Origin of the sequence: Pseudoalteromonas sp. C12FD-1, from assembly GCF_037414265.1 — a bacterium.
In the GTDB taxonomy this organism is placed as follows: Bacteria; Pseudomonadota; Gammaproteobacteria; order Enterobacterales; family Alteromonadaceae; genus Pseudoalteromonas.
In genome coordinates, this window is sequence record NZ_JBBEVD010000049.1 from 34,136 (window position 1) to 46,215 (window position 12,080).

The window sequence follows — 12,080 nt, forward strand, 5'->3', positions numbered from 1 at the left end:
ATTATAAATGAGTTTAAGTCACTTGAGCCTCAAGTATTTTCGTAATATTGAGGCACTGACGCTAGAACCAGTCAACGGCGTTAATATAATTTATGGTGAAAACGGCAGCGGAAAAACCAGCCTTTTAGAGGCTATTTATTACCTTTCTCACGGCAAATCTTTTCGAACACCTAAACATAAAAGTATTATTCAACATCAGCAAGATCAGTTTGTAATACATGGCCGCAAAGCGCTACACGACTTGTCTATCCCTATTGGAATTAGTAAAACCCAAAGTGGTGAAACTAATTTAAAAATACAAGGCAAGGCCAGTAGAAAAATCTCTGAACTTGCACAGTTAATGCCTGTGCAGATTATTACACCTGAAAGCTATTCATTGTTTTTTGGTGGCCCAAAAGAGCGACGTAAGTTTTTAGATTTGGGTTTGTTCCACGTGGAACATGAGTTTTTTTATTTATGGCAATCGTTTAATAAAGTGCTTAAACAACGCAATGCATTATTAAAAAGCAAGCCAAAGAATTATTTTGACCAAATTAGGTTTTGGGACAAAGAATTTGTTAGACTGGCAGAACAAATAAATAAATTAAGAATGGCGTATATAAGTAGGTTTAAGCAGCAGTTTTTTGATAAAATGTGTGCAGAATTAACGCTTATACGCGATTTAGAAATCAACTTTAATGCAGGCTGGAAAGACAGTGAGTCTTTAAGTGATGCATTAGAGCAAAACTTTGAGCGAGACGCTCGCCAAGGTTTTACAAGTAAAGGCCCTCATAAGGCTGACTTTAGTTTTAGTGTCGCTGGCAATAGTGTAGAGAATACGCTCTCGCGCGGTCAATTGAAGTTATTGCTTTATGCGTTAAAAGTAACGCAAAATAGTTTAATTGAGTCAGAGACAGATAAGCAATCTATATTGCTAATAGATGATTTACCTTCAGAGTTAGGCGAAGATACAAAAGAGAAAGTGGGACAATTATTGGCTCATTGCAGTTCTCAAATTTTTATTTCTTCAATTTTGTCTGAAAGTATTTCTGCTGTGGTGGAACCCATGCAACGAGAACTACAAATGTTCCACGTGAAACATGGCAACCTAATAACAAGATAAGTGGGATTAACCATGTCTGAGAATTACGATTCGTCGAGTATTAAAGTACTTAAAGGATTAGACGCAGTAAGAAAGCGTCCTGGAATGTATATAGGGGACACCGATGATGGCACAGGCTTACACCACATGGTGTTTGAGGTCGTTGATAACTCTATCGATGAAGCCTTAGCAGGTCATTGTGATGATATTTATGTAACGATTCACTTAGACGGTTCAGTCTCTGTAAGAGATAACGGTCGTGGTATTCCAACTTCTATTCATGAAGAAGAAGGTGTGTCTGCTGCCGAAGTTATTATGACGGTACTGCATGCTGGTGGTAAGTTTGATGATAACTCTTATAAAGTATCAGGTGGCTTACACGGTGTTGGTGTATCGGTAGTAAATGCATTATCAGAAAAACTAACACTTACTATTCGTCGTGAAGGCAAATTACACGAACAAACTTACAGTATGGGCGTACCAAACGCTCCATTAGCTATTATTGGCGACGCTGACACAACGGGTACTGAACTACGTTTTTGGCCAAGTGGCGAAACATTCACAAACCTAGATTTTCATTATGATATTTTAGCTAAGCGTTTACGTGAGCTATCGTTCTTGAACTCTGGTGTAAGTATCATCTTAACTGATGAACGCGAAGAAAATAAAACCGACCACTTTAAGTATGATGGCGGTATTCAAGCGTTTGTTGAGTACTTAAACCGCAATAAAACACCTGTACATAAAGGTGTATTCCACTTTACTCACGAGCGTGAGGAAGATGGTATTAGCGTTGAAGTTTCAATGCAGTGGAACGATGGTTTCCAAGAAAACATTTACTGTTTTACAAACAACATTCCACAACGTGATGGTGGTACTCACTTAGCCGGCTTTAGATCTGCGCTAACACGTACGCTTAATAACTACATGGAAAAAGAAGGCTTTAACAAAAAAGCTAAAACAACCAGTAACGCAACGGGCGATGATGCACGTGAAGGCTTAACTGCAGTTGTTAGTGTTAAAGTACCTGATCCTAAGTTCTCATCACAAACTAAAGACAAGCTAGTATCAAGCGAAGTTAAGTCTGCGGTTGAGCAAGCAATGGCTGAAAAGTTCTCTGATTTCTTACTAGAGAACCCAATGGATGCCAAAATTGTAGTTGGTAAAATTATTGATGCAGCACGAGCTCGTGAAGCGGCGCGTAAAGCCCGTGAAATGACTCGTCGTAAAGGCGCTATGGATTTAGCTGGTTTACCTGGTAAATTAGCAGACTGCCAAGAAAAAGACCCATCATTATCTGAACTATACATAGTGGAGGGTGACTCAGCTGGCGGTTCAGCCAAGCAGGGTCGTAATCGTAAAAACCAAGCAATTTTGCCACTTAAAGGTAAAATCTTAAACGTAGAGAAAGCACGCTTTGATAAAATGCTTTCTTCACAAGAAGTAGCAACGCTAATTACAGCACTAGGTTGTGGTATTGGCCGTGATGAATATGATCCAGAAAAACTACGTTACCACAGCATCATTATCATGACCGATGCGGACGTGGATGGTTCTCACATTCGTACATTGCTACTAACATTCTTCTACCGTCAAATGCCAGAAATTGTTGAGCGTGGTTACATTTACATTGCACAGCCACCACTTTACAAAGTGAAAAAAGGTAAGCAAGAGCGTTATATTAAAGATGATCCTGCACTTGTAGATTACCTAACATCACTTGCACTAAACAATGCAGCGCTTTACACAAGCGAATATGCAAGTGCAATTGAAGGTGAAGCGCTTGAGCAAATAGTACAAGATTACCAAAACACAGTTAAAGTAATTGAGCGCTTAAAACGTAAATATCCTAATACGGTAATGGAGCGTTTAATTTACCAAAGCGAGTTAAAAGTTGAAGACTTATCTAACGAAGCTAAAGTAATTGAGTGGACTAAAGAGTTAGTTGACGACTTAGTAGCACGTGATGAAGATGCAACAATTTTCCACGCTGGAACAGAGCATGATGCAGAGCGTAACTTGTACTTCCCGGTTGTGAATATTCGTCAGCACGGTGTGGATAAAGCACACGTATTACATTACGACTTTATCGCCTCGCGCGACTACCAACGCATTGCCGTTACTGGTACGAAGATCGCTAACATCTTAAAAGAAGGCGCATATGTTCAACGTGGTGAGAAAACAAAACCTGTTGATAACTTTGTGGATGCTTTGGAATGGTTGATCGCAGAATCTAAGCGCGGGATCTATATTCAGCGCTATAAAGGATTAGGTGAAATGAACCCTAGCCAACTGTGGGAAACCACAATGGATCCTAGCGCTCGTCGTATGTTACAAGTAACAATTGAAGATGCTGTAGCGGCAGATCAATTGTTTGCAACGTTAATGGGCGATCAAGTTGAGCCTCGTCGAGACTTTATCGAAACGAACGCTCTTCGCGTAGTTAACTTAGACGTGTAAAAAATTATACTTACATCTTAAAAGGAGCCTAAAGGCTCCTTTTTTATTTTAACAACCGCACAAACTGCTTAAAACCTGCGTGTGCACAAGGTATACTGAGGGTAATTTTCACGCTACTTTCAGATAGTAAAAAGCCAAATATGCAAAAATATGACGTTAAAACCTTTCAAGGTTTGATCCTGGCTTTACAGGATTATTGGGCGCAGCAAGGCTGTGTCATTATTCAACCACTTGATATGGAAGTGGGCGCAGGGACATTTCACCCGCAAACATTCTTAAAATCTATTGGCCCAGAGCCAATGTCGAGCGCATACGTACAACCGTGTCGCCGTCCTACCGATGGCCGCTATGGTGAAAACCCAAACCGCTTACAACATTACTACCAATTTCAGGTGGTACTAAAGCCATCACCAGATAACATTCAAGAGCTTTACTTAGGCTCTTTAGAAGCGATGGGCATTGATACCCTAACGCACGAAGTGCGCTTTGTAGAAGATAACTGGGAATCGCCAACATTAGGTGCATGGGGCTTAGGTTGGGAAATTTGGTTAAACGGCATGGAAGTAACGCAGTTTACTTACTTTCAGCAAGTAGGGGGCTTAGAGTGCTCTCCTGTAACCGGTGAAATTACCTACGGCCTAGAACGTTTAGCAATGTACATTCAAGGCGTAGACAGTATTTACGACCTAGTATGGGCAGACGGTCCATTAGGGCGTGTTACATACGGTGATGTATTCCATCAAAATGAAGTAGAGCAATCTACTTACAACTTTGAACACGCAAACGTAGATGACTTATTTGCACAGTTTGATAAGTGTGAAGCTGAGAGCCAAAAGCTAATTGAAGCTAACTTACCACTACCTGCGTACGAGCAAGTAATGAAAGCATCGCATGCATTTAACTTACTCGATGCGCGCCATGCAATTTCGGTTACTGAGCGTCAACGTTATATTTTACGTGTAAGAGCGTTATCAAAAGCATGTGCACAAAGTTATTACGATGCACGTGAAGCGCTTGGTTTCCCGCTGTGTAAGGATAAGTAAGCATGACAGCACAAAATTTATTAGTAGAAATTGGCACCGAAGAGCTGCCACCAAAAGCACTGCGCAAATTAGCAGAGGCCTTTGCCGCTAACTTAACAGCAGAGCTTGAAACACTAGAACTTGGGCATGAAGGCGTAAGCTGGTATGCATCGCCTCGTCGTTTAGGCTTGCAAGTAAAAGCATTAGAAGCAAAGCAGCAAGATAAAGAAGTTGAAAAACGAGGCCCTGCAACAAAAGCAGCATTCGATAGCGAAGGTAACCCAACTAAAGCAGCTATGGGTTGGGCACGTGGTTGTGGTATTGACGTAAGTGAAGCACAAACACTTGAAACCGATAAAGGTGCTTGGTTACTACATATTGCTAAAGTAGCAGGACAAGAAACCAAAACGCTAATGAGCGATGCCATTGCAAAGTCGTTAGCAAAGCTGCCAATACCAAAGCCAATGCGTTGGGGTGCGAATAAAACACAATTTATTCGTCCTGTTCATACCGTAACTATTTTATTTGGCGATGAACTAATTGAAGGTGAAATATTAGGTAAGCAAGTAACTAATCAGTTACAAGGGCACCGTTTTCATCATCCAGAAAAAGTCGCCATTAACCATGCAGACGACGTTTTTGACGTATTAAAATCTGCCTACGTTATTGCTGATTACGAACAGCGTAAAGCGCAAATCCGTGCACAAATAGAAGACGCTGCAAGCGCAGTGAATGCGGTTGTTGCAATGGATGAAGACTTATTAGAAGAAGTTACTTCACTGGTAGAGTGGCCAGTAACGTTAACGGCAACATTTGAAGAAGCATTTTTAGATGTACCAGCCGAAGCGCTAATTTACACCATGAAGGACGATCAAAAATACTTCCCGTTATTAGATCAAAACGGCAAACTTTTAAATAAGTTTTTGTTTGTATCTAACATCGAAAGTAAAGATCCAAGCGTGGTAATTTCAGGTAACGAAAAAGTAGTGCGCCCACGTTTAGCTGATGCGCAGTTCTTCTTTGAGACTGATAAAAAGAAAACTCTAGAAAGCCGCTTAGAGTCGCTAGATACCGTTTTATTCCAAAAGCAGTTAGGTACGCTTAAAGATAAATCTGTACGTATTAGCGAACTTGCCGGATACATTGCTGAGCAACTAGGTGCGGATAAAGATCTAGCAAAACGTGCTGGCCTATTAAGTAAAACAGACTTAATGACCGAAATGGTAATGGAATTTACCGACGTACAAGGTGTAATGGGTATGCATTACGCGCGCTTTGACGGTGAAGCAGAAGACGTAGCTATTGCACAAAACGAGCAATATATGCCGCGTTTTGCGGGCGACAATTTACCTACAAATCTAATCAGCTGTGCAGTAGCCATTGCTGATAAGTTTGATACGCTGGTGGGTATTTTTGGTATAGGCCAAGCACCAAAAGGCGACAAAGACCCATTTGCACTTCGTCGTGCCGCTATTGGTGCACTGCGCATCATGGTAGAAAAAGAACTTCCGCTGGATATTTTAGACCTAGTAGCAAAAGCACAAACACTGTTTGGCGAAAAACTAACTAACCTAAATGTATCAACCGACGTATTTGACTTTATGCTAGGGCGTTTCCGCGCATGGTATCAAGACGAAGGCATTGAAGTAGACGTAATTCAAGCTGTGCTTGCACGTCGTCCTACTAAACCTGTTGATTTTGATCGCCGAGTTAAAGCGGTAAGTCACTTCCGTACGTTAGAAGCCGCAGAGGCACTTGCAGCAGCTAATAAGCGTGTAGGTAATATATTAGCTAAAAATAACATTACCACCGCAGGTGATGTGAATGAGAGCTTATTAAGTGATGACGCTGAAATAGCACTTGCCTCACAAGTTGCTAAGTTTGCCACTGAACTTGCACCACTTTACGCAGATGGAAACTACCAAGAAGCATTAAGCCAATTGGCAGGTATTCGCCAAAGTGTTGATAACTTTTTTGACAACGTTATGGTTATGGCCGACGATGAAGCTGTAAAGCAAAATCGTCTTGCGCTATTAAGCCAGTTAAGCCGCTTATTTTTAGATATTGCAGATATATCTGTACTACAAAAATAACATAGCTTAAGCCAATAAAAAGCCAGCGTACTGCTGGCTTTTTAGTTTTAACAGAACCAAGGACACCCATTAATGATGCCAATGAAACGAATTTTAACTCTGGCTATTGCCGGCCTACTTACCGCGTGTACTAGCCAAGTGTCGATTAACGATGTATTACCACAACAAGAGCTAGATAAAACAATTTACCTAAGAGGCGACTTTACACTGTGGGATGCCGAGCCTCAGTATCAGTTTATGCCAGTGGGCGGCGCACTTTACCAAGCCGAAGTTAAATTTAGTACGCCAGGTAAAGTGTACGAATTTAAAATAGCCGACGCCGATTTTAGCGAAGGCTACAACTGTGGCTACAGCGATGCACAACCTGCAGGGCAAAAACTAACACTTGGCCAAGCAGTGCTTGCCGACTGTAATACCATTTATAATTATTTTAGCTACTCGCCAGCAATAAAAGGCACGTACATAGTAAGCATTGATTACAGTGATTATGATGAGCCGAAAGTGACGATTACTAAGAAATAGCTGTTAGTTGAGAGCTGTCAGCTTTTAGCTGCCCGAGTGGGTTTATAGATTTGTGACAAGGATGTTGTAGGTTGGGTAGAGTGAAACGAAACCCAACATGTGCGGCGAATAAAGCTGTTCGATGGTTATCAAATACGTTGGGTTTCGTAAAACTCAACCCAACCTACATCAAGAATAATTTTGATTGATTACTATAAGCAATCAATCAAATTTATGAGCTTAGTTAGTCTAATTACAGTCGTAAATCAAAAGCGTGATAAAGGATAAGTAGATTTAAAGTAGGTTGGGTAGAGTGAAACGAAACCCAACATATGCGGCGAATAGAACTGTGCTAGTGGTTATCAAATTCGTTGAGTTACGTAAACTTGTCTTGATTACAATTAACAAAACTAATCTATACTCTTATTTACTTGTTTATTTTATGGATAAAAATATGCGTTATAAGCGTATGTTAGAGGCGGGTGCATGTTATTTTTTTACGGTAAATTTAGAAGATAGATCTCAGCCTTTGCTTGTGGAAAATATAGAGTTATTACGCCGTGTATATTTAAAGGTGGCAAAAAAGCATCCAATAAAGACGATTGCAATTGTTATCATGCCCGATCACCTTCATGCTATTTGGCAATTACCTAAAGGAGATAGTAATTACGCAATGCGTTGGCGACTTATTAAATCAGGCTTTTCTCGAGAGCTGCCATCAACGGAGTTTTGTAATAAAAGTCGAATAGCCAAAGGTGAGCGCGGGATTTGGCAGCGTCGCTATTGGGAACATAAAATTAGGGATGAAGAAGACTTAAACAACCATATTAATTATATTCACTACAACCCGGTGAAACATAACCATGTTATTAAAGTGAGTGATTGGCCATTTTCAAGCTTTCATCAATACGTTAAAAATTCTAAACTAAGCCAATATTGGCATTGCAATAGTGATTCATGCACTTTGTATGATGAATAATATTTCGGTGGTATAAAACAAGTTGGGTTATGTTCTTAACGATGCGTTAAATATTAAAAAAACCAACTTTCAAACCTTAAAGCCCTTTCTTCACCACATACCTATACGGTGCTTCTTCAACATCTTTAGCCACCAGCGTGTGATCCATAAACGTACAAAAGCTCGGAATATCGCGAGTGGTTGATGGGTCGTCGGCAATAATAAGCAGTGTTTCGCCGTCATTAATTTTGCGAATAGCTGCGCGAATCATCATTACAGGTTCTGGGCAGCGCAGGCCCATGGCGTCTAATTGGTGATCGGGGTTATCAAAGCTCATAAAAAGTTACCTGTAAAAATAGTCGCGGCTTGGTTAGGTCGGGTAGTTTAGCGCAAATAAACCTGTGGGTTAACTATTTTGCATATAACGAATCAGCTCAATAAAGTAAAAAGCAATCTGGCTTAAATTTAATACACCCGATCACATTATTCATTTAGTTGGTGGCGTAATAAAAAAGGCGAGCTGATTTGCATCAGTTCGCCTTTTTAATCACCAAGATGGTTTACATGTTTAAGCTAATAGTTAGTCTTGAACACGTTCAAATACAGTCGCTATACCTTGGCCTAAACCAATACACATAGTTGCTAAACCGTATTTTGCGTTTTTGTCTTCCATTAAGTGAATAAGCGAGGTGCTAATGCGCGAACCCGAACAACCCAGAGGGTGACCAAGTGCGATTGCGCCGCCGTTTAAATTCACTTTTTCGTCTACCACGTCTGCTAAACCTAAGTCTTTAAGTACAGGCAGTGACTGTGCTGCAAAGGCTTCGTTAAGCTCTGCTACGTCAATGTCATCAATAGTAAGGCCAGCTTGCGCTAATGCTTTTTTACTTGCTGGTACTGGGCCGTAACCCATGATTGATGGATCGCAACCGGCAACCGCCATTGCTTTAACACGTGCACGAATTGGTAAACCTAGCTCTTTTGCTTTTTCTTCGCTCATTACTAACATCGCTGATGCGCCATCAGAAAGTGCAGAAGATGTACCCGCAGTAACCGAGCCAGAAGCTGGATTAAATACAGGGCGAAGCTGAGATAAACCTTCAACGGTTGTTTCAGGACGAATTACTTCATCATCTTCAACTAGAATAAGTGAACCATCTGCTGCATGACCTTCCATTGCTAAAATTTCGCGGCGGAAGCGTCCTTCAACTGTTGCAGCATGTGCACGTTGATGTGAGCGATAAGCAAACTCGTCTTGCTGTTGACGGCTAATTCCGTGAATAGTAGCAAGGTATTCTGCTGTTAAACCCATAGAGCCAGATGCTTGTGCAATTGATGTAGCTAAGCCTGGGTGAAAGTCGTTACCGTGGGTCATAGGTACGTGGCCCATGTGCTCAACACCACCAATTAGGTAAGTGTCGCCAGCGCCTGTCATAATTGCGCGAGCAGCGTCATGCAATGCTTGCATTGACGAGCCACATAAACGGTTAACAGTTGTAGCAGGAACAGAGTGTGGAATACCTGCAAGCAGTGATGCGTTACGTGCAACGTTAAAGCCTTGCTCTAATGTTTGCTGTACACAGCCCCAATAAATATCGTCAATTGATGCAGGATCAACTGCTGGGTTGCGCTCTAATAACCCTTTCATAAGGTGAGCACTTAAATCTTCCGCACGCTTGTTTTTAAATACGCCACCCTTTGAGCGACCCATTGGTGTGCGGATACAATCTACAATTACTGGATTATTCATGATATTAACCTTCCACCTTATAGAAAACATGACCTTCTTCGGCCCATTTGCGAGTTTGCTCTGATACTTGGTAAATCGCACCTAGGTGAGCATATTTGTCTGCTGCTGCAACAAAGTTAGCTAAACCCGTTTGATCTAAGTAACGGAACGCGCCGCCTCTAAATGGAGGGAAACCAACGCCGTATACAAGGGCCATATCTGCTTCTTGAGGAGAAGCAACAATGCCTTCTTGTAAACAAAGTAGTACTTCGTTGATCATTGGGATCATACAACGGTCAATGATTTCTTGTTTATCAAATTCTTTAGGTGCATCAGTAATTGGCGCTAGTAGCTCAACTGCTGTTGCATCGGTTGATTTTTTAAGGCGACCACGACGGTCTGTTTCGTACTTGTAAAAGCCTGCTTTGTTCTTTTGACCAAAACGTTTTTCGTTAGCAAAAACAGTAACCGGATCTTTTTCTGCACGTGCCATACGCTCAGGGAAACCGTCTGCCATTACGCCAGTACAATGATAAGCCGTATCAATACCTACAACATCAAGTAGGTAAGCTGGGCCCATTGGCCAGCCAAATACGTTTTCCATTACTTTATCTACTTTTGTAAAATCAGCGCCTTCAACCACTAATTTGCTAAAGCCTGCAAAGTAAGGGAATAAAACACGGTTTACAAAAAAGCCTGGGCAATCGTTAACAACAATAGGTGACTTGCCAAGTTTAAGGGCGTAATCAACGACTGCGTTAATTGTTTTATCAGAGGTTTTTGCACCACGGATAATTTCTACTAATGGCATTTTTGGCACTGGGTTGAAAAAGTGCATACCACAGAAATTTTCTGGCTTATCGAGTGCTTCTGCAAGCAAATCAATACAAATAGTCGATGTGTTTGATGTAAGTACAGTGCCTTCAGGCATGTTCTTTTCAAGGTCGGCTAATACTGATTGCTTAACTTTAGGGTTTTCTACTACGGCTTCAACAATAATGTTGGCGTTTTGTAGGTCGGCATCGTTAAGTGTTGGCTTAATTTTGCTAAGCGTTGCCAACATTTTTTCCATTGGCATGTGGCCGCGTTTAACTTTAGCACCAAGTAGTTTAGACGCTTCACCCATACCTAAATCTAGCGCATCCTGTTGGATGTCTTTCATTACAATAGGGGTACCTTTATAAGCCGACTGGTATGCAATACCGCCACCCATGATACCTGCGCCTAATACAGCAGCTTGTTTAATTTCAACATCGCTGTGCTTAGCAAGTTTACGTGCTTTGCCTTTAATGAACTGGTCATTTAAGAAAATACCGGTTTGTGCTGCAGCTTCGTTAGTGCGTGCAAGTTTTGCAAAGTTAGCATTTTCGATTGCCATTGCTTCGGTACGATCACAGTTTGCCGCTGCTTTAATAGTACGTACTGCCATAACCGGAGCAGGATAGTGGCCTTTGGTTTTACCCATTACCATACCTTCAGCCATAGCAAAGCTCATACCTTGCTCAACACGGTTTAATTTCAGTGGCTGTAGTTTTACGTTGCGTTTTGCTTGCCAATCTAGCTTGCCAGCAATAGCTAATTCAAGTGTTGCTAGGCTTGACTCTAAAAGTTTGTCAGCACTAACTACCGCGTCAAACGCGCCTACTTTAAGGGCATCGGCTGCGCGGTTTTCAGCGCCTGAGGTAATCCAAAGCATGGCGTTATCTGCGCCGATAATGCGTGGTAAACGCACTGTGCCACCAAAACCAGGCATAATGCCTAGTTTAACTTCTGGTAAGCCCATTTTAGCTGTTTCGCTTGCAACACGATAATCGGTAGCAAGTGCCCACTCACATCCACCACCAAGGGCCAAGCCATTTATAGCGCTAAGGGTTGGGAATGGTAAATCTTCGATTGCGTCAAAAACGTCGGTTGCGTTTTTAATCCACGTTACTAATTCTTCTTCTGGTTTAGTAAATGTTGGTAAAAATTCGAAGATATCTGCACCAATAATAAAGTGATCTTTATCACTGGTAAAAATCATGCCTTTAATATCAGAATTAGACGCTAATTCTTTTAATGCGGCTGCACAATCTGAAAGAGTTTGCTGAGATAGTGTGTTTACAGAGCCTGCAACACAAAACTTAAACTCGGCGATGTTTTCCTTTAGGAAGCTAACTTCAAAGGAATCGCTTTTATATAACATTATTATTCTCCCTAGTTGACGAACTAAGACTGGTACGATGAGTTTGCATTT

Annotated in this window: 9 protein-coding genes; 6 read left to right on the top strand and 3 right to left on the bottom strand. The window is 41.3% G+C overall.

The window, feature by feature from the left end; all coding sequences use genetic code 11:
- The first annotated feature begins 7 nt into the window (after positions 1 to 7).
- The 6 genes from recF (at position 8) to WDB87_RS06205 (ending at position 8,136) form a co-directional block, all read left to right on the top strand.
- On the top strand, positions 8 to 1,102 hold the full coding sequence (gene recF / locus WDB87_RS06180; RefSeq protein WP_337849369.1) for a DNA replication/repair protein RecF: 1,095 nt from the start codon (positions 8 to 10) through the stop codon (positions 1,100 to 1,102).
- Positions 1,103 to 1,114: 12 nt separating this feature from the next.
- Complete coding sequence (gene gyrB, locus WDB87_RS06185) at positions 1,115 to 3,541, top strand: DNA topoisomerase (ATP-hydrolyzing) subunit B (protein ID WP_286245685.1); 2,427 nt, start codon at positions 1,115 to 1,117, stop codon at positions 3,539 to 3,541.
- Positions 3,542 to 3,681: 140 nt separating this feature from the next.
- Positions 3,682 to 4,584 (top strand): glycine--tRNA ligase subunit alpha, encoded by a 903-nt coding sequence (gene glyQ, locus WDB87_RS06190; RefSeq protein ID WP_004588055.1) that lies wholly within the window; start codon positions 3,682 to 3,684, stop codon positions 4,582 to 4,584.
- Between the two features lie 2 nt (positions 4,585 to 4,586).
- The gene (gene glyS / locus WDB87_RS06195; RefSeq protein ID WP_337849370.1) at positions 4,587 to 6,656 is read left to right on the top strand and encodes a glycine--tRNA ligase subunit beta; all 2,070 of its coding nucleotides are present in this window, start codon (positions 4,587 to 4,589) and stop codon (positions 6,654 to 6,656) included.
- Positions 6,657 to 6,728: 72 nt separating this feature from the next.
- On the top strand, positions 6,729 to 7,178 hold the full coding sequence (locus WDB87_RS06200) for a hypothetical protein (protein WP_286245687.1): 450 nt from the start codon (positions 6,729 to 6,731) through the stop codon (positions 7,176 to 7,178).
- A gap of 433 nt (positions 7,179 to 7,611) precedes the next feature.
- A complete protein-coding gene (locus WDB87_RS06205; protein ID WP_286245688.1) occupies positions 7,612 to 8,136 on the top strand; it encodes an REP-associated tyrosine transposase in 525 nt (174 codons plus the stop codon).
- 76 nt (positions 8,137 to 8,212) lie between these two features.
- Here the strand turns inward: WDB87_RS06205 and tusA are convergent, their stop codons facing one another.
- The 3 genes from tusA to fadB form a co-directional block, all read right to left on the bottom strand.
- On the bottom strand, positions 8,213 to 8,452 hold the full coding sequence (gene tusA / locus WDB87_RS06210) for a sulfurtransferase TusA (protein WP_055016202.1): 240 nt from the start codon (positions 8,450 to 8,452) through the stop codon (positions 8,213 to 8,215).
- A gap of 243 nt (positions 8,453 to 8,695) precedes the next feature.
- Entirely contained in the window at positions 8,696 to 9,865 is a 1,170-nt protein-coding gene (fadA, locus tag WDB87_RS06215; RefSeq protein WP_055016201.1) for an acetyl-CoA C-acyltransferase FadA, read from the bottom strand.
- A 4-nt stretch (positions 9,866 to 9,869) separates the two neighbouring features.
- The gene (gene fadB / locus WDB87_RS06220; protein ID WP_286245690.1) at positions 9,870 to 12,029 is read right to left on the bottom strand and encodes a fatty acid oxidation complex subunit alpha FadB; all 2,160 of its coding nucleotides are present in this window, start codon (positions 12,027 to 12,029) and stop codon (positions 9,870 to 9,872) included.
- Positions 12,030 to 12,080 lie beyond the last annotated feature (51 nt).